Genomic DNA, 24,195 nt, shown 5'->3' with positions numbered 1-24,195 from the left:
TTTCGGAAATGAATAATGAATATATTTAAGCGGAAGAATTGGTTTGCAACTAATGCTGTAGAGTTTTCTTTTAACTTTGTAGGTAACAAAAATAGTTTGCCTACAAAGATCTTCTCACGTTATAGTTTTGTTGCTGCCGCAAAATCGGCAGTCGGGCGTAGGAACCCGAATAAGTTACAGGCGACATACGACGCGCCAAGCGTCTTTTTTTGTGTCGTAGCCTCAGTGCACCTGTTTTTTGCGGGCTTGATCCGCGTAGAATCTATGGTGGGCTGGGCGGGGCTGACTTCGGTCAGGCCGGTATCCTGTAACGCCGGTATTCCTACCCCTGTCCAGCTCACCACCCAAGAGTGTAGGAACTCCCGTGGTGAGATTTCATCTCAGTTACAGGAGGTTGCCGCATGGCTTCTGCCCCTCAGTTTGTTTGCCCACAATTCACTTATCTGTTCCTGGCCGTTCGCCGCGCTGACCTTTGCGCCGTACCTTGCCGCCTCAAAATCACAGCATCTTCTGAACGGTATGCCCGGCGTACTCTGGCCAAAGACTTTGTGCTGGCCTTTGCGGGTCGACTGCCTTGCACAACACAGGAGGCGCGTCATGAGCAATAAAGCCCAAAACGTCTTTCCCTATGCCTTCTCAAATGAAGGTCATGACAAAATTCTTAGAGCACATCAGGCATCCGCCTGTCTGGCCGAGCTGTTGGCACTGGCCGCCAGTAACACGCAGTCGAGCATTTCTTTGCAAGGTATGGCCGCCCTTTTTGAGAGCCTGGCGGATCAGTTGGACGGGGCGATCGGATGCAGTGAAATGTTTCAGGGTGAAGCCAACGCGGGGAAAAATGATGCTGAATAAAACGCGGTTAACCTCGGCTGAATTTCGTGCGGCCTTATTACGGCATTATATTTCTCAGGCGTTTATTTCCCTGATGGTCTCTAAACATGGCAACCCGGTATTTATTGCTGATGGTGAAATTATTCCTCTCAGCCTGGATAAGGTCGCTGCCAATATTATTTATCACATTGAGCATCCCTTTATTCAAAAGCTGGGCGCAACTGAGGGCGGACGTTTAGCCGCGCAGGAATTGAATAAGATGCTCAAGCCGGGATTTATGAGCGAAGCCATGCAGCTTTCTTGTTACGGCACGATGCGCCTGAGCCGGGTTTATCAGGATATTATTTACGGTGCGCCGGACGGTGAATTTCCCGCAGGCAGTTGCATCATGGATGAACAGGACGGGGAGGCAACGCTATGAGCCACAAGCCGGTATCAGAGGCGATCAGCGCCGCGAAAGGCCGCTGGCCACACATACTTCCCGCGCTGGGTATCACCGTTCCCGCCAACGGCCAGCACGGAGCCTGTCCAAAATGCGGCGGGAAGGATCGCTTTCGCTTTGATGATAAGGGCGGTCGCGGCACCTGGATTTGTTCGCAGTGTGAACACGGCGACGGGCTGGATTTAGTGCGGCTGGTCAGCGGGACGACTGCGGCTGAAGCCGCCAAAGAAGTGGCGGCGGCGTTGGCGATGGCCTCACCGTCATTACCGACGAACACGCCCGCCAGGAAAGAAGCCTCCCCGGAGCAAAAGCGGGCGACGTGCCTGAAAGCGTATCGTGCGCTGCTGGATCAGTGTATTCAGGGCGAAAGTGAGTATCTGAAAGCGAAGGGGCTAGACAATACCGAGGGAATGCTTACGCAGGTCATGAAACCGTTCGGGGGCTTGGAATTTATCCCCGGATCTCTTTTGTTGCCCTTAACCAACGCGCAGGGGCAGCAAACCGGCGCGCAGCTTATTCACCCCAACGGTGAAAAACGATTGTTACCCCATTCCGCGCTGGCCGGCTCATTCATCAGCGTGGTTGAACCGGGCGATATCGCCCCTGAGCAGGTGACGATCACCGAAGGGTTTGCGACTGCGCTCACCGTGTCCAGGCTGACGGACGGGGTTTGCGTGGCGGCTGTCTCGGCAAATAACCTGCTTAACGTGGCGCAGGCCGTGCGTGAAATGTGGCCGGAGGCGCGGATCATCATTGCCGGGGACAACGACTTTGACGACGGCAAGGAAAACACCGGCAAGCTGTGCGCGCAGAAGGCGGCTAAAGCGGTCAACGGGTGGGTGACGGTGCCGCCCACACGGCATAAGGCCGACTGGGACGATTTCCGCCAGGAGCACGGCATGGATCGCGCTAAAGAGGCGTTTAAAGAAGAACTCGTGCTGTTTGGCAAAGGGAAAACCAAGTTGCCGCAGGGGTTCCGCCTGACGCAGGAATACCTGTGGTACGACAAACAGGTGCAGAAATCCGACGGTGATACGGAAATCCGCAACATCAAGCTGTGCAGCCCGGTGCGCGTCACGGCCATCACCTGCGACGAAGACGGCAGCAACTATGGCCGCCTGCTGGAGTGGGAGGATACCAACGGGATCAGCCGAAAATGGGCAATGCCGATGGAAATGCTGGCGAGTGCCGGGGAAGAGCTGCGCCGCACGCTGCTGGTTAACGGGCTGTCGTACATCAATATTAACGGCCAGGCGCGTGCGCACCTGATGGAATACATTTCTCTGTGCAAGCCAGAGCGCAAAGTCACCTGCGTGACCAAAACCGGATGGCACGGTTCGGTGTACGTTCTCCAGGATGAAGTGATCGGCGTCGGTTCGGAGTCCGTTATTTTGCAGACATCGAGCGTTCAGGGGCGGGATTTTAGAACGGCGGGCACGCTGGAAGACTGGCGGGAGCAGGTTTCACGCTACTGCGTCGGCAACGGGCGGGTGGCTTTTGCCGTGAGCCTGGCGTTTGCCGCGCCGCTGCTTAAACTGGTGGGCGTTGGCGGGGGCGGATATCACCTCAAGGGTGAATCCACGGACGGTAAAACCACTACCATGAAGGTGGCCGCGTCGGTGTGCGGCGGGGCTGACTTTTGGCACACCTGGCGTGCCACCGGCAACGCGCTGGAAGGCACCGCCAGCCGCCGAAACGACGCCACGCTGATGTTGGATGAAATTCGGGAAGTAGACGGCAGAGAGGCGGGAAACATTGCCTACATGCTGGCAAACGGCCAGGGGAAAGCGCGGGCGAGAACGGACGGCAGCGTGCGGGAAACTAACCGCTGGTGCCTGCTGTTCCTGTCCACCGGCGAGCTTTCCCTGGTCGAACACGCCGCCAACGTGGGGGAAAAGACCTACGCCGGGGTTGAGGTGCGGATGATCCAAATTCCCAGCGACACCGGCAAGCACGGCGTTTTTGAGGAGTTGCACGGTTTTGCAGGTGGTAAGGCGCTGGCTGAACACCTTGAGCAGTCCGTGATGCTGAGCCACGGTGCGCCGTTCAGGGAGTGGCTGCGCTGCCTAACGGCCGATCTTTCGGGCATGACCAGCAAAGCCAAGGCCATGTTGAAAGAGTTTACCCGCAGGCTGACGCCCGACAACGCCGGGAACCAGGTCGGACGCGCGGTGACGCGCTTTGCGCTGGTGGCGATGGCGGGCGAGTTGGCCACCGAGGCGGGGATCACCGGCTGGCAACCCGGAGAGGCCTACAACGCGGCCAAAAGCTGTCTGGATGCGTGGATGTATGACCGTGGCCACACGGCGAATCAGGAGGACGCCGCCGCGCTGGAGCAGGTCAGGGACTTCATGACGCGCAACCAGTACAGCCGATTTGCCGACTGGCACGATTCACACAGCCGCCCGGCCAATATGGTGGGCTTTCGCCGCGTAGAGAAAGGCAGCGGTCAGGAGGAAACGGTGACCACCTTCTACGTGCTGCCTACCGGCTGGAAGGAGGTCACCAAAGGCTTTGACGCCAAGAAGGTGGCCAGGCTGTGCGCGACGGCGGGCTATCTCGACGTGCCGGAGGAGGAAGCCAGAACCCAGAAAAGCCTCCGCCTGCCAGAGATGGGGGTTAAACGGGTCTATCAGCTAAACAGCACCGTCTTAGGGTAATACTCTCGCACGAGTCTTATTTATAACTGGTAACAGAGGTAACACTGGTTACAGCCACTCATAGCAAGGCCTCGGCCTGTTACCAGTAAAAAAGGGTCACTGGTAACACTGGTTACAAAGTGCAGAGCGTTACCAGTGGTTACCAGTAATAAACAGGACGAGGTAACAGAATATCTATATACAAAACAACGGGGTAACCAGTGTTACCCCTGTTACCAGTCAAAAACGATAAAGCAAACATGAAACCTCCGGCTTGAGGCTTTTTTCTGGCTGGCTGGGGTTAAGAAGGATAAAACAGGATGCGCATATTAAAAGTAGTTTGCCCAGAGTGTGAGGCGAACGCCACAATCAAAAAAACCAACCGAAAACATAAGCTCCTTTCAGACGTGTATTGTGCATGTGGCGATCTTGAGTGCGGGCATACGTTTGTTCTCACTTTGGCTTACTCCCACACGTTAAGCCCGAGTGCTAAAACTCACTTCGACACGGTTAAAAATTTGGTGGGGAGCATACAAACAGATGAACAAGAAGAAATGGTCAAATATCTCCAGGCATCTGTCATGGCATCCCGTAAAGCTGAGCAGCTCAGTAGGGAGGCAAGAATGCCTGTCGTGCGTAGAAGAAAAACATATGAATGAACTATTGGGTCAATTTGCTGAACATTTTTAGGTGTACATTTTTTTCAGTTTTGATTTTCATTCCTTGTGCTGCCAAGGCACGTGGCGCAAGGGTTCTCACGTTTTATCCCAGCCATATATCACTCCCTTTTCGCTAACTCATTTTCACGTAAAATAGAAAAGTCCTTTTTAAACATTAGGTTAACAAGCATTCAGCAAGATGGACAGAACTCTAAAACTGAAAAATACTGAAATTCATTTCAATCTTTTCAGTTTGGGATTTACGAGAGAACCCCATGCGTGGCGCGGTCTGGCGTATCGGTTTGTAAAAAATGAAAACTGAAAAAATTATGCATTGCAAAAACCGTAGGCGGGTGCGGTGTAGTGCAATTTTTGTGATCTAAGGCTTGAAGTGTTGAAATTTATCAACTTAAATTTATTGGAGAGTTTACGAAAATAGTATTATGTGATTTGCTATTAAAAGTTTCGACGGGGGACATTGCTTGCAGTTAATTTAATGATATTTTTTAGGAGGAGTAAATGAGTGAGCAATTAGTTAAATCTATATATGTCAAAGGTCTATTTGGTCTTTATGAATACTATTTAGGGGAGGGCAACAATTTTGGGAATGCAGTCATCCTTTATGGAGATAATGGCGTAGGGAAAAGTACGATTCTAAGATTGGCTTTTCATCTATTATCTGCAAAAGGGGATAGGGGTCACCGCACAGAATTATTTAAAGCGAAGTTTGAGAGGCTAGAAGTAACTCTTGAATCTGGTATAAAATTTACCGCAACCATAGGAGATAAAAAAGCAAGAAGATCACTTATTTTATTAATACTGGATGAAGAAGGAAAGGAAATTACGGGTTGGGAATATTTCCCTGGTAGCAAATCAGGGCGACGTATTCATACTGAAGACGGAAGTATAATTTATGTTGATGAGGTTTACGATGATAAAGATGAGTTTTCTAGCGTTGGCCTAGAAAGTTTTCAACCCAGAAAAATAGAAAAGCATGATATTAAAAATAAAAGAAGAGGTGAGAGGTATTATATAAATATTTTAAAAGATTTAGCACCTAATGTATTTATACTTAACGCTGATAGAAAGCTAGAATGTGATTTGGTTTCAGATCCAACTGATGAGGTTGAATTACGACAGACAATGAGGTATGGCAATACAAAAAGCATAAATGATTTAGTTGCACGCTCCAGGGAAATAGCATTATCACAAGCTTTAGGTGCTGCTAATAAGTGGATAGCTAGAAAGGCAGTTTTAGGAACCAACCAAGGTTCGGATAATGTACATTCGGTATATATTAAAATTTTAGGGCATTTGGTTTCACCAACTAACAATAAAAAAATAACAATAACTGACAATGAAATTACTGCATTGATAGATGTATTGCAAAAAATTGAGGCTGAAACTACTGATTTAGCTAAATATGAATTCGCTACAGCGCTGGATATGTCTGAGTTTGAGAAAGTACTTTCCAGCCAATATCATAGTCAAAATTCCCTTCCATCGGATTTACTTAAGCCTTATATAGAAAGTCTTGAAGGCCGATTAAAAGCAGTGCGCCCTATATACCAAACAGTTGATAAATTCATTTCAATAGTAAATGAGTTACTTACTGATAAGAAAATTGGCTATCATCTTAGTCAAGGTTTTTATATTAAAAACTCTTTCGGTGAACCATTGACACCGTCTCAACTATCATCTGGCGAACAGCAACTATTATTATTATTTTGTTACGTATTAGTTGCCAAGGATATATCTAGTGTATTTATGATTGATGAGCCTGAGATATCTTTGAATATAAAATGGCAAAGGCAATTAGTGCAAGCTCTTTTAGATATTACTGAGGACTCCAATATACAATTTATATTTGCTTCTCATTCATTGGAAATAATTTCTCAAAATAGAAATAGAGTGGTGAAATTATTCAATAAAAATGAATTATCTCGATTGGTGAATATAGAATGAATGATATTCCTAGAAAAACAATACAATACTTAAAGGACCTGTATTTTTTAGAGCCCACAATAAAAGATATTTTTGTTGAGGGCTGCTATGACGCTAGGATTATATCTAATTGGTGTAAGGATAATAACGATTTAAACGTTGTAGCTTACGACATTGATGCTGTCGATATTTCTTTCGATATTTTGCAAAAATATTCCCTCACTGAAGGTAATAAGCAAAGGGTAATTGCTCTTGCGTATGAGTTGGCCGAGTTAAATAGCAATGCTTACTCATGCTTAGTTGACAAAGATCTTGATCATTGGCTTGACGAATTGGTTGAAGTTCCTAGGTTGTTCTGGACTGATTACTGTAGTTTAGAATTGTATTTTTTTAACGAAGATGATTTAAAGAGGGTGATTATTGATGTGGCACAGTCTAAAATAGTAAACTGGCCTGCATTCTACTCTTCTTTTATTTCTGTTTTAAAAGATTTGTACTCTATTAGACTTGCAGATAAAGAAATTAATTTGAATCTTGAATGGATAAAATTTGAAAGATGCTTGAGTATTAAAAATAACAGTTGGCACTTTGACGTTGAGGAGTATTTTAGACGCGTTTTAATGGCTAATAGGCAAATGAGAAATTTTGAAAACTTTAATGATAGACGTGTTCACTGGCTTGGGGTTTTAAATGGAGATCCTCGTAATTATATTCGAGGTCATGATTTTGTTGAGCTTTTAGCTCTATCAAATGAAAAATTTAAAGGGCTAAAGTCATTTCATGATGTTGATGCTATTACATCTATTTTCGTTTTTCTTTCGAAGAGTGTTGATGAGCTATTAAGAAGGTTAAAAGAGTGAATGCTATATTCTATAATTATTCTATTTCATTAATACTATGTAGTTAGAATACCATTGTATCATTTCATTCCTCCCTTCTAAATATTGCGCATGATTGTAAGTGCCTCGAATTGAGTTCTTATCAACATGCGCAAGTTGTATTTCGATCCAAGCGCTATCAAATCCTTGTTCGTGCAAAATAGTGCTCATGGTATGCCTGAATCCATGTCCTGTGGCTTTCCCGTGATATCCAATAAGTTTAAGTACCTTGTTAATGCTCCCTTCACTCATCGGCTTACTGGCATCATTGCGCCCAGGGAAAATAAGCTGATAACGCCCTGTAAGCTTCTCTAATTGCCGTAGGATATCCACTGCCTGAGTGGATAATGGAACCAGGTGAGGCCGCTTCATTTTCATGCGCTCCGCAGGGATCTCCCATATAGAATTTTCTAAATCAAATTCCTCCCATCTTGCTGCCCTTAATTCGATTGTTCGGGTGCCGGTTAGCATCAGCAGCTGCGTGGCCAATTTAGTGATGATGCTGCCGGAATAGGAATCCAGTGCCTTTATAAAAGCAGGGAGTTCATCCGCCATCAGGAAGGGGTAGTGGTTTCTTTTTGGTGTTTGTAAGGCGCTGGCCAGATCTGGAGCTGGATTATATGTGGCGCGACCAGTAATTACGGCGTAACGGAATACCTCTCCACAGCGTTGGCGTACTTTACTGGCTAATTCGACTGCTCCCCGGCCTTCAATTTTCTGAAGTACAAGCAGTAACTCTAAAGGTTGGATCCCATCAATTGCCCTTTCACCCAAGAAAGGAAATACATTCAACTCAAGAAGGCGGATCACTGACTGAGCGTAATTCTCTGTCCAGGATGCTTTCTTAGCGGCATGCCATTCCAGAGCAATAGCTTTGAAGGTATTGCCAGCAGCGGATAGCTGAGCAAGTTTACCGGCTTTGCGGGCTTCACTCGGATTTATACCTTTGGCGAGTTGGGATTTGGCCTCTTCACGTCTGGCACGCGCATCTGCTAAAGAAACTGCGGGATACACTCCCAAAGAAATCATTTTTGGTTTACCTGCAAAGCGATATCTGAACCGCCAGCCCTTCGCGCCCGAGGTTTCGACGAGTAAAGAAAGCCCATTACCATCATTGAGGGTGAAGGGTTTTTCGGCTGGTTTGGCGCGTTTTATTTGGATATCACTGAGTGGCATGTGTATAGCTCTCTACATCGAACCTGAGTTATACGCAATTATATACACAATTGTGCGAGCTTTTGCTGCAATTTCTTAGATTTGTTGAGACATGGATTTAGTTTATTGATTTGAAATGTATATATTTTTAGACTTTACGAGATGTAATGAGAAGTGAAAATGGTGTCCCCTACAGGAATCGAACCTGTAACTAGCCCTTAGGAGGGGCTTGTTATATCCGTTTAACTAAGGAGACACGGGCGCCTGTGGAAGCGCCCGCGTAGTATACCCATTTTTCTGGTAATAATAAGATACCAAGCTGTCGTTTGGTTGTTTCCTCGCCACTCAGGGCTTCGCGGCCTCTTTTCTGGCGGTTTCCTGTTCCTCTTTTTTCGCTTCGGCTTTCTTCTGATTACTCATGTCGTTACGGATCTGCGCGTGGCTTATCAGCGCGAAGATAAAGGTGCCGCCGAAGATGTTGCCAGCCAGCGTCGGCAGGGCGAACGGCCAGATAAATTCGTACCAGGGGATGGCGCCGGAGAATACCAGATACAGGATTTCAACCGAGCCGACGACGATGTGCGTCAGGTCGCCGATCGCCACCATATAGGTCATCAGCATGATTACCCACAATTTGGCGGTACCGGCGGAGGGGATCATCCAGACCATGGTGGCAATCAGCCAGCCGGACACCATGCCGCCGACAAACATTCCCTGGGGGTCTTTCTTCATGATCTCCATACTGATGGTGCGAAACGCTTCGTCGGTCGCCGTGTCGAAAAAGGGCACCAGATGAAACACCAGCGCCGCCAGTCCGCCGCCGATGACATTACCTGCCAGCACGATGCCCCATAAACGCAGCAGCAGCAGAATGTTTCTGCCTGTCGGTTTTTGCATAATAGGTAAAACAGCAGTCACCGTGTTTTCGGTGAATAACTGCTGACGCGCCATGATCACGATAATGAACCCGACGGTATAACCGATGTTCTCAATGAAGAAGCGTTCCGGTGTATCGGGCAGACGGGCATGAAGAATACCTTTCGCCATCAGCGAGGCGCTGATCGACAATCCGGCGGCAACCGCTGACCACAGCAATGCCTGTCCGTCGCGCTCAAGCTCTTTTTCTCCTTCCATGCGGATAACTTCGTGAACCGCTGCCGCTTTTGACGGCAGGTTCTCTTCGCCGGTCTCGATTTCTTTTCCCTGCGTATGTTCGTCGCTGTCAACATCCTTGTCATCGTGATGCTGTTTTTCTCCGGCCATTATGATTCCCCAAAACTCAAGCAAAGTAATTGCAGATAGGTTCCTGAGTAAGCATAGGCGAGGCAGAGAAATTATGAGCAGGTATACAAAAAAGTTACAAAGCGTTAACCCATGAACCCTATGGAACATTGAGAAGATGTTTGCTGGATTTCAGGGTTTTCAAGCTTGTAAACTGCGCCTCCCTGAGCTGCGGCTCATCGGGTGCCTGTGATATGATACGCACTTGTGAAAAATAAGAGACATCACCATGTTTGAAGCCTTTAATCTGAGCTGTGTTCGTGATGAAAGAACCCTGTTTAGCGGCTTAAGTTTTACTATCGAACCGGGTGATATGGTGCAGATCGAAGGCCGCAACGGTGCCGGTAAAACCAGTTTACTGCGGATCCTTGCCGGATTGTCCTCTCCGGACGCCGGTGAAGTCCGCTGGCAGGGCGTAAGTACCCGCCGTCAGCGCGATATTTTCCATCAGCAGCTTCTCTATCTCGGTCATCAGCCCGGTGTAAAGTCAGTACTTACTGCGTTTGAAAACCTTGCTTTCTATCTGTCCGTGAATGGCCCGACGGTCAAAGGTAACGCCAGCGCAGAAGCGATTTATCAGGCATTGGAAAACGTCGGATTGCTGGGTTATGAAGATGTGACGGTGGCGCAGATGTCCGCCGGACAGCAACGCCGCGTCGCACTGGCGCGTCTGTGGCTGAGTGATGCGCCGTTATGGATCCTCGATGAGCCGCTGACCGCCATTGATAAACAAGGCGTTGCTACCCTGATTACGCTGTTTGAACAGCATGCGCAGCAGGGCGGGATGGTGTTGCTGACAACGCACCAGGATTTACAGGGTGTTAACCGCCACGTGCGGAAACTTCGTCTGACCAGTGCTGAGCCGGTGTGACGCGAAGGGGATACAAAAGGAATGTTTACGAAAGTCCTGCGCCGCGAGCTGAAAATTGCCTTTCGCAAAAGCGCTGAAATTATTAACCCGCTGTGGTTTTTCCTGATTGTGATTACGCTGTTCCCGTTAGGGATCGGCCCTGAGCCTAAACTGCTGGCGCGTATTGCACCCGGCATTGTCTGGGTCGCCGCGTTGTTGTCCTCCCTGCTGGCGCTGGAGCGATTGTTCCGCGATGACTACCTGGACGGCACGCTCGAACAGCTTCTTTTGTTGCCTTCGCCGCTGGCACTCACGGTTCTGGGGAAAGTATGTGCTCACTGGGTGGTAACAGGATTGCCGTTACTGATCCTCTCGCCGCTGATTGCGCTGCTGCTCTCACTGGATTTTGAAACCTGGCAAGCCGTTGCGCTGACGATTTTACTGGGCACGCCGACGCTGAGCTTTATTGGCGCAATTGGTGTGGCGCTGACCGTCGGGCTGCGCAAAGGCGGTGTTCTGCTTAGCCTGCTGGTATTGCCGCTGTATATTCCGGTGTTGATTTTCGCCACCGGCGCGATTGATGCCGCATCAATGGCGATGCCCGTCGGCGGTTATCTGGCCATTCTCGGTGCGATGCTGGCAGGCAGTGCGACATTAGCGCCTTTTGCGACAGCTGCCGCTTTGAGAGTAAGTATCCACTGACACTTTTTGCCGGTAAAAGGCGATAGCACAGCATTATTTTACGTGTCGTTACAATAGAGAAGAAAAAACGCAACCTTTGACTAACATCACACTTCTCTATAGTGAACAATAGAGAGGCCAATAATAAGTGCGGATGATTTATAACCGACCGCGCAAGAGCCCACCGAGGTTCCACGGCATATCACACAGTGACATTTTAGAGTGAGCAACGATAACAATGTGGAAATGGTTACATCAACTCGCAAGGCCTGAACGGCTTTACCACGTCTGCGGGCGGTTCATTCCCTGGCTTGGGATTTTAGGTCTTGCCTGCCTGCTGATTGGCTGGGTATGGGGTTTTGGCTATGCACCACCGGATTACCAGCAAGGTAACAGTTACCGGATTATGTATATTCATGTCCCGGCGGCTATCTGGTCAATGGGGATTTACAGCGGGATGGCGATCGCGGCGTTTATCGGCCTGGTGTGGCAGATGAAAATGTCCGACCTGGCGGTGGCGGCAATGGCGCCGGTCGGGGCTGTATTCACGTTTATTGCCCTGGTGACCGGTTCGGCATGGGGCAAACCGATGTGGGGCACATGGTGGGTGTGGGATGCGCGCCTGACCTCCGAACTGGTGTTGCTGTTCCTGTATCTGGGTGTCATTGCGCTGTATAACGCCTTTGACGACCGTCGTCTGGCCGGGCGTGCCGCCGGTATTCTGGTCCTGGTCGGCGTGGTGAACATTCCCATTATTCATTACTCCGTAGAGTGGTGGAACACGCTGCATCAGGGGTCCACCGACATGCAGCAAACCATCGACCCGAGTATGCGTTATCCGCTGCGCTGGGCGATTTTCGGTTATCTGTTCTTCTTTATTACCCTGACGTTGATGCGTTTACGTAACCTGATTCTGGTTCAGGAACGTCTGCGTCCGTGGGTGGCTGGCCTGGTGAATAAGGAGCGTCGCGGATGAGCCCTGCATTCTCAAGCTGGCATGATTTTTTTGCGATGGGCGGCTATGCCTTTTATGTCTGGCTGTCGGTCGCCGCGACGCTGCTCTCGCTGATTGTGCTGGTGGCGCATACCTTTATTCAGCACCGGCAAATCCTCGGCGAAGTCCGTCGACGCCAGGCGCGCGAAAAACGCATCAGTCAGTCCCAGTCTAAAAAACGGCCAGGCGCACAGACGTCACCGCTGGAACCGGACGCTTCCGGGGAGAAGTTATTGTGAATCCACGTCGTAAAAAGCGGCTGTCGCTGGCGCTGGTGGTGCTGATTGGCCTTGGTCTGAGCATTTCACTGGTGATGTATGCGCTTCGCTCCAATATTGATTTGTTTTATACACCCAGTGAAATCTTGCAGGGCAAAGGCGAAGATCACGAGATGCCGACGGTGGGCCAGCGCCTGCGTATCGGCGGTATGGTGATGCCCGGCTCAGTGAAGCGTGACCCGAAAAGTTTGCAGGTTAGCTTTAAAATTTATGACGCACGGGGAGCGATTGCTGTGACCTATAACGGCATCCTTCCCGACCTGTTCCGTGAAGGGCAGGGTGTGGTGGCGCAGGGTGTGATGGAACCGGGGAATGTGGTGAATGCTATCCAGGTGCTGGCGAAACACGATGAAAAATATGTGCCGCCGGAAGTTGCCGACGCCATGAAAGAAAATCACAAAGGGCCTGCTTCGGCCTACGTGGGTAACAATAAAGGAAACGACCGTTCATGATGCCGGAACTGGGAACATTTGCACTCTGTCTGGCATTAGGTCTGGCGGTGTTACTGAGTATTTATCCGCAGTGGGGCGCGGCCCGTCAGGACAGCCGGATGATGGCGATGGCGCGTCCGTTGTCATACGGCATGTTCGCCTGCATTGCACTGGCCTTTATTATTCTGGTGCATGCGTTTGTGGTGAACGATTTCACCGTCGCCTATGTTGCCAATAATTCCAATACCCGCCTGCCGGTGTATTACCGCGTGGCAGCTACCTGGGGGGCGCACGAAGGGTCGCTGCTGCTGTGGGTGTTATTACTCAGTTGCTGGACGCTTGCCGTGGCGCTGTTCAGCCGCCGTATGCCGCAGGATGCCGTGGCACGCGTGCTGGCGGTGATGGGGATGATCACCGGCGGGTTCCTGCTGTTTATTCTGCTGACGTCCAACCCGTTCATCCGCTCGCTGCCGAATTTCCCTGTCGACGGCAGCGACCTGAATCCGGTGCTGCAGGATATCGGGCTGATTTTCCATCCGCCATTGCTGTACATGGGGTATGTCGGTTTCTCCGTGGCGTTTGCTTTCGCGATAGCGTCGCTGATGGCGGGGCGTCTGGATACCGCCTGGGCACGCTGGTCGCGGCCGTGGACACAAGCCGCGTGGGTATTTCTGACCATCGGTATTGTGCTCGGTTCGGCATGGGCGTATTACGAATTAGGCTGGGGCGGCTGGTGGTTCTGGGACCCGGTTGAAAATGCTTCCTTTATGCCGTGGCTGGCCGGTACGGCGCTGATCCACTCGCTCGCCGTTACCGAAAAGCGCGGGACCTTCAAAGCCTGGACGGTGCTGCTGGCCATCACCGCCTTCTCGCTGTGTCTGCTGGGCACATTCCTGGTGCGCTCCGGTGTGCTGGTCTCGGTTCACTCGTTTGCCTCTGATCCGGCACGCGGCATGTTTATCCTGGCTTACTTAGTGATTGTGATCGGTGGCTCGCTGCTGCTGTACGCTTTCAAAGGGAATTCGGTGCGCGCGCCGGGCCGTCACGAACTGCATTCCCGGGAGAGTTATTTGCTCGGCAATAACGTTCTGCTGGTGGCGGCGATGCTGGTGGTGCTGCTCGGTACGCTGCTGCCGCTTATCCACAAACAGCTCGGGCTGGGCAGTATTTCTATCGGCGAACCCTTCTTCAACACCATGTTTACCTGGCTGATGGCACCGCTGGCGCTGCTGTTAGGTATTGGCCCGCTGGTGCGCTGGCGTCGCGATGAGCCGAGCAAATTGTGGCGTCGTCTGGGCGTGGCGCTGGTGGTGACGCTGGTGCTGTCAATTCTTCTGCCGTGGCTGTTGCAGGATAAAATCGTCGGCATGACCGTAGTGGGTATGCTGATGTCGGTGTGGGTCATTGTGCTGACGCTGATGGAACTGCACGAGCGTGCCACGCACCGTCACTCGTTCTGGCGCGGTCTGACCAAACTTTCCCGCAGCCACTGGGGGATGGTGCTCGGGCACCTCGGGGTCGCGGTGACGGTGATCGGCATCGCCTTCAGCCAGAATTACAGCGTTGAACGTGATGTGCGCATGAAGTCCGGTGATACCGTGGATATTCATGATTATCACTTTATTTTCCGCGATGTCCGTGACATCACCGGACCGAACTATACCGGCGGTGAGGCGAACATTGATGTCACGCAGAACGGCAAAAAAATCACTACGCTGCATGCGGAAAAACGCTTCTACAGCGTGGCGCGCAGTATGATGACTGAGGCGGCGATTGACGGCAATCTGGCGCGCGACCTGTATGCGGCGCTCGGCGAAGAACTGGACGACGGTTCGTGGGCGGTACGGCTGTACTACAAACCTTTTGTCCGCTGGATCTGGCTGGGCGGCCTGTTTATGGCGGCCGGTGGGGTGTTGTGTATTCTTGACCCGCGTTATCGCATGAGTAAAAAACTCAGGAAGCAGGGTCTGGCGGAGGCGGAAGAAGCATGAACCGGAAACTTCTCTTTATTCCGTTGATCCTGTTTCTGGCACTGGCTGCGGCTTTTCTGGTGCAGCTGACCCGCAATGCAAACGGTGATGATCCGACGCTGCTGGAATCGGCTCTGATCGGCAAACCGGTGCCGGTGTTCAAACTGGAATCACTGGCGCAGGCGGGCAAAACCTACGATCAGTCGGTGTTGCGTGACGGTAAACCGATGCTGCTTAATGTCTGGGCGACGTGGTGTCCGACCTGCCGCGCCGAGCATGAATATCTGAATTCGCTGGCAGCAAAAGGTGTACGTGTGGTCGGACTCAATTATAAAGATGACCGGCAGAAAGCGGTAAACTGGCTCAATACGCTGGGCAATCCTTACATGCTCAGCCTGTATGACGGCGACGGCATGCTGGGGTTGGATCTGGGCGTATATGGTGCGCCGGAAACTTTCCTGATCGACGGGCAGGGCATTATCCGCTATCGCCACGCCGGTGACTTGAACGAAAAGGTCTGGCAGACCGAGGTGTTGCCGCTGTACAAAAAATACGGAGGTCACCCATGAAACTGATTTCATCGCTGCCCGCGTTGCTGCTGGGCATGCTGCTGAGTGTCAGCGCGTTCGCTGCCATCGACACGTATCAGTTCAAATCGCCGGAGCAGGAACAGGCTTACCGCGAAATAACGGCGCAGCTGCGTTGCCCGAAATGTCAGAACACTAATATTGCCGCTTCGGATTCGATTATCGCCGCCGATATGCGCACCAAGGTATTTCAGTTACTGAACGAAGGGCAGAACAAACAGCAAATCGTCGCGTATATGGTGGCGCGTTACGGCAATTTCGTCACTTACGAACCGCCGGTCACGCCCTCTACCTTTATTTTGTGGCTCGGGCCGGTGCTGGTCATCGTTATTGGCGCAGGCATGATTTTTATGCGTTCCCGCCGTGGTATTGCGCGCACTGAACATACAACCATATCTATGTCAGAACAAGAGAGACAGCGCCTGGCGCAGTTACTTAAAGACAGTGACGGGAAAGGATCATGAGCATTTTTTGGCTGTGCATTGTGGTGATGCTGGTTATCGCACTGGCGCTGTTTATCGTGCCGGTTATCCGTGGCGACCGCGCAGAACAGACTTCCCGCGATGCGCTGAACAAAGCATTTTACCATCATCGCCTGAGTGAACTGGAAGAAGACGAAGCGCAGGGCGTGGTCGACGAGCGCCCGGCGCATATTCAGGAATTACAGGAAAACTTACTGGCGGATATTCCCGCCGGGCAGATGCCCGTCGCCATGCAGCCGATTGGACGCTGGACGCTGGTGCCGGGCGGCATCTTGCTGGTGATCATCACGTTGGGTGTGTATCTGTATGCCGGTGGTCTGGGGCAGGTCAGTGCATGGAATCAGGTGATGCAGCGTATGCCCGATTTGCGTCAGCGGATTGCCGATGATCACGGTGTGCCACTGACCGCCATGGATGTACAGGATTTAGGGCTCGGATTGCGTACTGATTTGCAGGCAAATCCGGATAATATCCGGGACTGGGTGATGCTTGGCCGTGTCGGAATGGCGCTCAATAATGCCGCTACTGCCACACAGGCCTACGCCCATGCCTATCAGCTTGCACCAGACGATATGTCAGTCAAACTCGGTTATGCCGAAGTATTAACCCGTTCGTCTGATCCGCAGGATAACCTTACCGGCGGAAATCTTTTACGCAGTATGCTGGAAAAGTCTCAGGGTGATCTGCGTGTGTTAAGTCTGCTGGCCTATAATGAATATGAACAGGGGCATTATCCGCAAGCCATTGGTGCGTGGGAAGTTATGCAGAAAATCCTGCCTGCCGGTGACAAACGCCTGGAGATGGTTAACGCCAGCATTGCGCAGGCAAAACAGAAAGCCGGTCTGGATCAGGTTAAACTGACGGTAAATGTCACGCTTTCTGCTGAGGCTCAGCAGAAACTTTCGCAAAATGGCACGGTCTTTATTTCAGTGACTGACGGCAGCAGTCCGGTGCCGGTTGCGGTGAAAAAACTGCCGCTCAGCCGCTTCCCGCTGACGGCCACCGTCGATGACAGCAACGCAATGATGCCGGAACGCTTGCTTTCTTCGCTGCATCAATTAAAAGTACGCGTTCGTATTTCACAAAATGGTCTGGCAACGCCAGCCTCAGGTGACTGGTACGGCGACAGCCCGCTGACCGATTTTGCCGGTAAAGGCCAGGTCAGCATCGACATTAATCAGCAGGTTCCATAATAAGGAACCGACGATCAAAAACAGGGAGACATCCATGAACTTACGCCTGACTGGGCTGGCGTTTGCAACAGTTTTACTGGTCGGTTGTGCCGGCACGTCCGGATCATCGGACAGCGAACAGCAGGGACGTTCTGATCCGCTCGAAGGTTTCAACCGGGTGATGTTCGATTTCAACTATAACTATATGGATCCGTACCTGGTGCGGCCTGTGGCGGTAGCCTGGCGTGATTATGTGCCACAACCGGCGCGTAACGGCACCAGTAACTTCCTGAGCAATCTGGATGAACCGGCCAGCATGGTTAACTCCCTGCTGAAAGGTGATCCGTACCGTGCGGCGATCCACTTCAACCGCTTCTTCCTGAACACGATTTTAGGGATGGGCGGTCTGATCGATGTTGCCGGAATGGCGAACCCGAAACTGGCGCGTGAAGAGGCGCAGGGCTTCGGCAGCACACTGGGTCATTACGGCGTCGGCTACGGTCCGTATGTGGTTCTGCCAGGTTACGGCAGCGCGACCGTCCGTGACGAAGGTGGCGACCTGGTTGATGATTTGTATCCGATGCTCAGCTATCTGACCTTCTGGATGTCAGCCGGTAAATGGGTACTGGAAGGGGTGGAAACCCGTGCGGAACTGCTCGATTCTGATGGCCTGATCCGTAACTCTTCGGATCCGTATCTGTTTATACGTGAGGCTTACTTCCAGCGTCATGATTTCCTGGCAAGAGGCGGTCAGCTGACGCCGCAGGAAAATCCGAACGCGGCACTGATTCAGGGCGACCTGAAAGATATCGACTCGGAATAACCGTTCCGGACATACAAAAAAAGCGCCTTCCGGCGCTTTTTTCATATCAGGCGTATCACTCAGTTCATCAGAAGCTGTAGTTAAAGTTCGCGCCGTACAGCATGGCGGTCCCTTTGGCCTGGTATTCGTAATTCGGTACACCGTTAGCGACTTTCTCACTGATATTCACGGTCTGACCATGCATATAGGAGACACCCACATCCACAGACGCGTCTTTATTGAAGGCGTAAGTCGTACCGGCGGAAACCCAGAAGCGGTCCTGATCCGGAATAGAAATGGTGCGGTTATCTGCCGGAACCGGGCTGTCATCGAAGGCGATACCGGTACGGAACGTCCAGTTATCGTCGTAGTAATAGGTGGTACCCAACGCGATGCGGTAAGCATCATGATAACCTTCGTCTTTCTGGAACAGCGTCTGGCCGTTAGAACCGGTCGCTTTCAGCTCCTGGAACTGGCTCCAGCTGGTGTAAGCCAGGCTGTAGTGAATCGCCCATTTTGGTGCCACGCGGTTATAACCGGACAATTCCCACATTTCAGGCAAGTTCAGGGTCAGGGATCCCGGCACGGTCTGGCCGCCTGTGCCGCCTAACGCTTTCGGAATGCCGTTACGGTATTCGCCGTCGAAGTCAATTTTCACTTCAGAACGGTAGGTGAAGCCGTAGCGGTTATTATCATCCACTTCATACAGGATACCGGCGTTCCAGCCGTAACCCCACTCATTGCCTTTCAGCTTGGCGGCTTCCGTATCCGCAGGCAGCAGACCGCCGGTTTGAATCGGCACCAGTTCACCGGCAGTACGGCGAATTTTCGCTTTCGCGTAAACGGCATCGAAGCCCAGGCCGAAGCTGAAATGCTGGTTCAAACGGTAAGCAACACTTAAGTTAGTGTTAACGGTGGTAAGGTCAGTTTCACCGCCGATCGGGCCAGCCGGATAATTATCGCTGAACTCAGTCGCCAGACCGTAGTTTGACGTAGCCGAGGCACCGACCGCCCATTGATCATTGAGTGGCATAATAAAGTGGATATTAGGCACCCACTGATTCGGCGCAATGTTATCCGCATCAGTGCTCCTGCCTGTAACCGGCGAGTTGCCTGTTACTTTGACATCCGGGTCGACATAAATCGCACCCGCTGAGAAAGAGGGACGATCAAACATGGTCATGGTTGCCGGGTTACGGCTGCCGGATGCGGCAGTATCAGCGATGGCACCTTCACCCGAGAAAGAGCGGCCTAACCCCGCAGCGGTATATTCATTTAACTGAAAACCTGCTGCATAAACGTTGGAGGAAACAATTGCCACTGCAGCTGCCAGAGCAGATCTTTTAAACAGGTTTTTCTGGTTCATGACCAAAACCTCAATTTTATGTTTTTTATCAAACAATGTTACATCAAGTAACAATGAGCGCGGGATTGTAGGGTCCGTTATCAGTCTGACAAATCAGACCAGTGAGCGAAGTATAGGTCTGACCTGTGGTGTAGTTGCAATAATGTTTCATAGATATTTCTTATTTGATGCAAGAAATTGGATCCACTTAACAAAAAACAAACAATAAAAGTTCAATTAAGAAACGTTAAAGTGAGAACAGTGACGAAGTTATAAACGATTACTTACATATACGTGATCTGGATCACCTGAAAGGCACATAATAAGTAAGCACTAGTGTGTTGTCAGAACGGTGGCGTAAAATACAGGCTGGAAATAAAACCTTATTCGCAAACAGGCCAGACGGTGGACGTTGCCGCTGATGCCGGGGAGAAAATTATGTCTGACGTAACCATGTCCTCTAAATCCACCCAACCTCTGCATTCCATCAACAAATGTGGTGCGGAAGAAACCGCAGCCTGCTGCTGTGTCGATGTCGGAACCATCATGGACAATACGGATTGCACCGCTTCTTACAGCCGTGTTTTTGAAACCGAAGCTCAGGCGAACGAAACCCTGCAAGCCCTGACCGAACGCGCACGCGGCGTTGAATCTGAGCCATGTGAAATCAACAGCCGTATCGAAAAAGTGGATGGCGGCGTCGAACTGAATATCGATTTCACATTTAGCTGCCAGGCTGAAACGATGATCTTCCAGTTAGGCTTGAGATAATCCCCGTCATACTTTGAGCCGCAGATGCGTTGGCTGCACTCCGTAACCGAATTACTGATGTATATCAGTTCATCGGAATGGCATTGATTGCCGCGTGACTCATTCTGCGACTCAAATTATTGAGAGGAAGTTCTAAGTTGTCATACCGCTTAAATAAGCGGTATTTCTTTGTCTGCTATTTCTGCCTGCCGCCTTTCTTCTCATTCTTATTTCAGAAAAATTTGCTGTTGCTCGCACTTCACTCCCTTTCGCTTTGCCAAATGTAAATACATAGTTAAAACTGAGTTATCAGGTCTGACCTCTTAAGACCCTATTTTTTCTCAGGAGCTTGTATGAATAAAGTCGTTCCACTGGTGACGCGTGAGGGCGATCGCATTGCGATTGTCGACGGCTTACGTACGCCGTTTGCTAAACAGGCCACCGCCTATCACGGCATTCCTGCTGTCGATCTCGGTAAAATGGTGGTCAGTGAGCTGCTGGCAAAAAGTGGGATTGACCCGAAGGACATCGACCAGCTGGTTTTCGGTCAGGTGGTCCAGATGCCGGAAGCGCCGAATATCGCCCGCGAAATTGTGCTCGGTACCGGCATGGATGTATCGACCGATGCCTATAGCGTCTTGCGTGCCTGTGCCACCAGTTTTCAGGCGGTTGCTAACGTGGCCGAAAGCATCATGAGCGGGATGGTGCAGGTCGGGATCGCGGGCGGAGCGGATTCTTCTTCGGTATTGCCGATAGGTGTCAGCAAACGACTGGCCCGCGCCCTGGTGGATGTTAATAAAGCACGTACGCTGTCGCAGCGTCTCTCCATTTTCAGCAAACTCAAACTGCGCGATTTGCTGCCGGTGCCGCCTGCTGTGGCTGAATATTCTACCGGTCTGCGCATGGGCGATACCGCAGAGCAGATGGCGAAAAGCCATAACATCAGCCGCGTGCAGCAGGATGAGCTGGCGCACCGTTCTCATACGCTGGCCGCGCAGGCATGGGAGCAGGGGTATTTAACCTCGCAGGTCATGGCTGCACAGGTTCCGCCTTACCGTGAAGTGCTGCAAAAAGATAACAACATCCGCCTGAATTCTGAAATCAGTCAGTATGCCAAATTGCGCCCGGCTTTCGACCGTAAACACGGTACCGTCACCGCCGCCACCAGCACGCCGCTGACGGATGGTGCCGCGGCGGTATTAATGATGAGCGAATCCCGCGCACGTGAACTGGGCCTTGAACCTCTCGGCTATCTGAAAAGTTTTGCGTTTGCCGCTATCGGCGTCTGGGAAGACATGCTTCTCGGGCCTGCCTACGCCACGCCGCTGGCGCTGGATCGCGCAGGGTTGACGCTGGACGATTTGGATCTGATCGATATGCATGAAGCGTTTGCTGCACAGACGCTGGCGAATATCAAAATGTTAGCCAGTGATGAGTTCGCCCGTGAAAAACTTGGCCGTAGTCAGGCAGTTGGCGAAATAGACTGGGATAAATTCAATGTTCTGGGCGGTTCACTGGCCTACGGGCATCCTTTTGCGGCAACCGGCGCACGAATGATTACCCAGACGCTGCATGAATTACGTCGTCGTGGCGGGAAATATGGGCTGACCACTGCCTGTGCCGCTGGCGGCTTAGGCGCAGCAATGATCCTGGAGGCCGCGCAATGAGAGAACCTATGGAAAACCTGAATCCGGTAGAAACTCAAGCAACCGAACCGGTCTCTGCTTTTTCACTGATATTTACCACGGAACATGTGGGGATTATCACCATTGATGTTCCCGGCGAAAAAGTGAATACCTTAAAGGCTGAATTTGCTCAACAAATCAGCGATATTTTGCACAAAGCACAGCAGTATCCCGATCTGAAAGGTCTGGTGCTCATTTCGGGCAAAACAGATTCATTCATTGCCGGTGCGGATATCACCATGATTTCGGGCTGTCAGACAGCCGTCCAGGCCAGTGAACTGGCGCAAAAAGGCCAGACGGTGATGGCTCAAATCGCCTCGTTTTCTGTGCCGGTGGTGGCCGCTATTCATGGTGCCTGTCTCGGCGGTGGTCTGGAACTGGCGCTGGCGTGCCATGCCCGTGTGTGTTCGCTGGATGAAAAAACTCAGCTCGGCCTGCCGGAAGTACAGCTGGGTTTACTGCCGGGGTCCGGCGGTACACAGCGGCTTCCGCGGCTTATCGGCGCGCCGAAAGCGCTGGATATGATGCTGACCGGTCGCAGTATTCGCGCGAAACAGGCGCTGAAAATGGGGCTGGTGGATGACGCAGTGCCCTATTCTATTTTGCTGCAAACGGCGCTGGAACGTGTGGCGAAAGGGCGTAAATCACGTCCGCCATTGCCGTGGCAGGCGCGTCTGGCCGGTGGGCCGGTGGGCAAAAGTTTGCTGTTCCATTTTGTGCGTAAACAGACATGGGCGAAAACACATGGCAATTATCCGGCCACCACAAAAATCATCGATGTGGTAAAAACCGGGCTGGACCAAGGCAGCGGTAACGGCTACCAGGCCGAAGCCAAAGCTTTTGGCGAACTGGTGATGACATCAGAATCGGCGGCATTACGCGGCCTGTTTTTCGCCTCCACCGCGCTGAAAAAAGAAAAGGGCGGTGATGCAGAACCTTTGCCGGTGCGCCGTGTGGGCATTCTCGGTGGTGGCCTGATGGGGGGAGGTATCGCTTATGTGACTGCCACCAAAGCCGGACTGCCTGTACGTATTAAAGACATTAATCACGACGGTATCCGCCATGCGCTGAAATACAGCTGGGATTTGCTGGAGAAAAAGGTGCGCAGCCGCAGGCTGACCCGCAGCGAACAGCAACGTCAGATGCTGCTGATTTCCGGTACTACCGGTTACAGCGGTTTTGCGCAGGCTGATATTGTGGTGGAAGCGGTATTTGAGGATTTATCGCTCAAACAGGCGATGGTGGCGGAAATAGAGCAAAACGCCGCACCGCACACGATTTTTGCATCAAACACCTCTTCTTTGCCCATTCATAAGATTGCAGAGCGGGCTGACCGGCCGGAACAGGTGATCGGGCTGCATTATTTCAGCCCGGTCGATAAAATGCCATTGGTTGAAGTCATCCCGCATGCGGGCACCAGTGCACAGACTATTTCAACCACGGTTTCGCTTGCCAGGAAACAGGGGAAAACGGCCATCGTGGTAGGTGACAGCGCCGGATTCTATGTAAATCGTATTCTTGCGCCTTACATCAATGAAGCTGCGCGTTGCTTACTGGGCGGTGAACCGGTCGATCATATTGATAAAGCGCTGGTGAATTTTGGTTTCCCGGTCGGCCCGATCCAGCTGCTGGATGAGGTCGGTATTGATGTCGGCACGAAAATTGGTCCGATACTGATTGATGCTTTTGGTGAGCGTTTTGCCGCTCCCGCCGGTTTTGATGCGGTGCTTAAAGATGACCGTAAAGGCCGTAAAAATGGCAAAGGTTTCTACCTTTACGGGCAGAAAGGGCGGACGGCGAAGAGAAAACAGGTCGACCCGGCGATTTATCGTCTGCTGAATGTCACGCCAAAAGCGCAGCAGTCAGAAGATGAGATTGCACAACGCTGCGTGATGCTGATGCTCAACGAAGCGGTGCGTTGTCTGGACGAAAAAGTCATCCGCAGTGCGCGCGATGGTGATCTTGGCGCTGTGTTCGGAATAGGTTTTCCGCCCTTCCGGGGGGGACCGTTCCGTTACATAGACCAGCTTGGCAGCGCCACTGTGGTGAAAATACTGGAGCAACTGGCGCAGCAGTACGGCGAGCATTTCACGCCATGCGAAGGGTTAATACGACGGGCGCAGCAGGGTGAACGGTTCTGTTCAGGTAACAGGGCGGGCGAAAAGGTCAGTGAAGTGTGATTGTGATCACTGCTTATTGCTGAGTTTCGCGAGAATCTGGAACAGATCCTGCTTAAAGCCAGGTACATGCCGGGGATCATTTTTATGGTGAGAATAACTTTGTACAGAAACAATCCCAAACGATTGATCTACAACCTGAGTGGTTAAATAATCGCCTGA

General features: G+C 51.3%; 22 protein-coding genes and 1 tRNA gene. 19 read left to right on the top strand and 4 right to left on the bottom strand.

Features of this window, described 5'->3' with window-relative positions:
* The first annotated feature begins 15 nt into the window (after positions 1 to 15).
* From ACOZIO_RS07460 to ACOZIO_RS07435, 6 genes are all read left to right on the top strand, one after another.
* Positions 16 to 852: an ash family protein gene (locus ACOZIO_RS07460; protein ID WP_421595145.1), complete on the top strand. Its 837-nt coding sequence runs from the start codon at positions 16 to 18 to the stop codon at positions 850 to 852.
* Positions 839 to 1,252 carry a hypothetical protein gene (locus ACOZIO_RS07455; RefSeq protein WP_421595144.1) on the top strand — a complete coding sequence of 138 codons (414 nt, stop codon included), beginning with the start codon at positions 839 to 841 and terminating at the stop codon, positions 1,250 to 1,252. Before ACOZIO_RS07460 ends, ACOZIO_RS07455 begins: the two co-directional genes overlap by 14 nt.
* Positions 1,249 to 3,933, top strand: coding sequence for a DUF927 domain-containing protein (locus ACOZIO_RS07450; protein WP_421595143.1), 2,685 nt, complete (start codon positions 1,249 to 1,251; stop codon positions 3,931 to 3,933). The genes ACOZIO_RS07455 and ACOZIO_RS07450 overlap by 4 nt, the downstream gene beginning before the upstream one ends.
* Before the next feature lie 299 nt (positions 3,934 to 4,232).
* On the top strand, positions 4,233 to 4,571 hold the full coding sequence (locus ACOZIO_RS07445) for an ogr/Delta-like zinc finger family protein (RefSeq protein ID WP_379671736.1): 339 nt from the start codon (positions 4,233 to 4,235) through the stop codon (positions 4,569 to 4,571).
* 519 nt (positions 4,572 to 5,090) lie between these two features.
* Complete coding sequence (locus tag ACOZIO_RS07440; RefSeq protein ID WP_421595142.1) at positions 5,091 to 6,536, top strand: AAA family ATPase; 1,446 nt, start codon at positions 5,091 to 5,093, stop codon at positions 6,534 to 6,536.
* Complete coding sequence (locus ACOZIO_RS07435) at positions 6,533 to 7,375, top strand: hypothetical protein (RefSeq protein WP_421595141.1); 843 nt, start codon at positions 6,533 to 6,535, stop codon at positions 7,373 to 7,375. The genes ACOZIO_RS07440 and ACOZIO_RS07435 overlap by 4 nt, the downstream gene beginning before the upstream one ends.
* 21 nt (positions 7,376 to 7,396) lie before the next feature.
* Here the strand turns inward: ACOZIO_RS07435 and ACOZIO_RS07430 are convergent, their stop codons facing one another.
* The 3 genes from ACOZIO_RS07430 to ACOZIO_RS07420 form a co-directional block, all read right to left on the bottom strand.
* Positions 7,397 to 8,569: a tyrosine-type recombinase/integrase gene (locus tag ACOZIO_RS07430; RefSeq protein WP_421595140.1), complete on the bottom strand. Its 1,173-nt coding sequence runs from the start codon at positions 8,567 to 8,569 to the stop codon at positions 7,397 to 7,399.
* Between the two features lie 160 nt (positions 8,570 to 8,729).
* Positions 8,730 to 8,804 (bottom strand) — tRNA-Arg (locus ACOZIO_RS07425).
* Positions 8,805 to 8,893: 89 nt separating this feature from the next.
* Positions 8,894 to 9,811, bottom strand: coding sequence for a formate/nitrite transporter family protein (locus ACOZIO_RS07420; protein ID WP_129952270.1), 918 nt, complete (start codon positions 9,809 to 9,811; stop codon positions 8,894 to 8,896).
* A gap of 247 nt (positions 9,812 to 10,058) precedes the next feature.
* On the opposite strand from ACOZIO_RS07420, the gene ccmA reads away from it, so the two are divergent.
* The 10 genes from ccmA to mlaA all read left to right on the top strand — a co-directional run bounded on the left by ccmA (position 10,059) and on the right by mlaA (position 18,097).
* On the top strand, positions 10,059 to 10,700 hold the full coding sequence (gene ccmA / locus ACOZIO_RS07415) for a cytochrome c biogenesis heme-transporting ATPase CcmA (RefSeq protein ID WP_217139010.1): 642 nt from the start codon (positions 10,059 to 10,061) through the stop codon (positions 10,698 to 10,700).
* Positions 10,701 to 10,721: 21 nt separating this feature from the next.
* Positions 10,722 to 11,381 (top strand): heme exporter protein CcmB, encoded by a 660-nt coding sequence (gene ccmB / locus ACOZIO_RS07410; protein WP_129952272.1) that lies wholly within the window; start codon positions 10,722 to 10,724, stop codon positions 11,379 to 11,381.
* A 217-nt stretch (positions 11,382 to 11,598) separates the two neighbouring features.
* Positions 11,599 to 12,336 (top strand): heme ABC transporter permease, encoded by a 738-nt coding sequence (locus ACOZIO_RS07405; protein WP_129952273.1) that lies wholly within the window; start codon positions 11,599 to 11,601, stop codon positions 12,334 to 12,336.
* Positions 12,333 to 12,593 carry a heme exporter protein CcmD gene (ccmD, locus tag ACOZIO_RS07400; protein ID WP_421595139.1) on the top strand — a complete coding sequence of 87 codons (261 nt, stop codon included), beginning with the start codon at positions 12,333 to 12,335 and terminating at the stop codon, positions 12,591 to 12,593. The genes ACOZIO_RS07405 and ccmD overlap by 4 nt, the downstream gene beginning before the upstream one ends.
* Entirely contained in the window at positions 12,590 to 13,084 is a 495-nt protein-coding gene (gene ccmE / locus ACOZIO_RS07395; protein WP_015696400.1) for a cytochrome c maturation protein CcmE, read from the top strand. Before ccmD ends, ccmE begins: the two co-directional genes overlap by 4 nt.
* Positions 13,081 to 15,054 carry a heme lyase CcmF/NrfE family subunit gene (locus ACOZIO_RS07390; protein ID WP_129952276.1) on the top strand — a complete coding sequence of 658 codons (1,974 nt, stop codon included), beginning with the start codon at positions 13,081 to 13,083 and terminating at the stop codon, positions 15,052 to 15,054. The genes ccmE and ACOZIO_RS07390 overlap by 4 nt, the downstream gene beginning before the upstream one ends.
* Positions 15,051 to 15,602 (top strand): DsbE family thiol:disulfide interchange protein, encoded by a 552-nt coding sequence (locus tag ACOZIO_RS07385; RefSeq protein ID WP_129991741.1) that lies wholly within the window; start codon positions 15,051 to 15,053, stop codon positions 15,600 to 15,602. The genes ACOZIO_RS07390 and ACOZIO_RS07385 overlap by 4 nt, the downstream gene beginning before the upstream one ends.
* Entirely contained in the window at positions 15,599 to 16,084 is a 486-nt protein-coding gene (locus tag ACOZIO_RS07380) for a cytochrome c-type biogenesis protein (RefSeq protein WP_129952278.1), read from the top strand. The genes ACOZIO_RS07385 and ACOZIO_RS07380 overlap by 4 nt, the downstream gene beginning before the upstream one ends.
* Complete coding sequence (gene ccmI / locus ACOZIO_RS07375) at positions 16,081 to 17,295, top strand: c-type cytochrome biogenesis protein CcmI (protein WP_421595138.1); 1,215 nt, start codon at positions 16,081 to 16,083, stop codon at positions 17,293 to 17,295. Before ACOZIO_RS07380 ends, ccmI begins: the two co-directional genes overlap by 4 nt.
* 34 nt (positions 17,296 to 17,329) lie before the next feature.
* On the top strand, positions 17,330 to 18,097 hold the full coding sequence (gene mlaA / locus ACOZIO_RS07370; protein WP_129952280.1) for a phospholipid-binding lipoprotein MlaA: 768 nt from the start codon (positions 17,330 to 17,332) through the stop codon (positions 18,095 to 18,097).
* A 67-nt stretch (positions 18,098 to 18,164) separates the two neighbouring features.
* Here mlaA and fadL read toward each other — a convergent pair whose 3' ends face one another.
* Entirely contained in the window at positions 18,165 to 19,442 is a 1,278-nt protein-coding gene (fadL, locus tag ACOZIO_RS07365; RefSeq protein ID WP_129952281.1) for a long-chain fatty acid transporter FadL, read from the bottom strand.
* Positions 19,443 to 19,859: 417 nt separating this feature from the next.
* Here fadL and ACOZIO_RS07360 point away from each other — a divergent pair, with 417 nt between their 5' ends.
* From ACOZIO_RS07360 to fadJ, 3 genes are all read left to right on the top strand, one after another.
* Positions 19,860 to 20,192: a YfcZ/YiiS family protein gene (locus ACOZIO_RS07360; protein WP_129952282.1), complete on the top strand. Its 333-nt coding sequence runs from the start codon at positions 19,860 to 19,862 to the stop codon at positions 20,190 to 20,192.
* A 332-nt stretch (positions 20,193 to 20,524) separates the two neighbouring features.
* Positions 20,525 to 21,838 (top strand): acetyl-CoA C-acyltransferase FadI, encoded by a 1,314-nt coding sequence (gene fadI, locus ACOZIO_RS07355; RefSeq protein WP_421595137.1) that lies wholly within the window; start codon positions 20,525 to 20,527, stop codon positions 21,836 to 21,838.
* Positions 21,835 to 24,036 (top strand): fatty acid oxidation complex subunit alpha FadJ, encoded by a 2,202-nt coding sequence (gene fadJ / locus ACOZIO_RS07350; protein ID WP_421595136.1) that lies wholly within the window; start codon positions 21,835 to 21,837, stop codon positions 24,034 to 24,036. Before fadI ends, fadJ begins: the two co-directional genes overlap by 4 nt.
* The last annotated feature ends 159 nt before the right edge of the window (positions 24,037 to 24,195 follow it).

It is taken from the genome of Rahnella sp. PD4, from assembly GCF_049199325.1.
GTDB lineage: Bacteria > Pseudomonadota > Gammaproteobacteria > Enterobacterales > Enterobacteriaceae > Rahnella > Rahnella perminowiae.
Note: the sequence above shows the minus strand (reverse complement) of the source record. Positions and strands in the feature narration are given on the sequence as shown.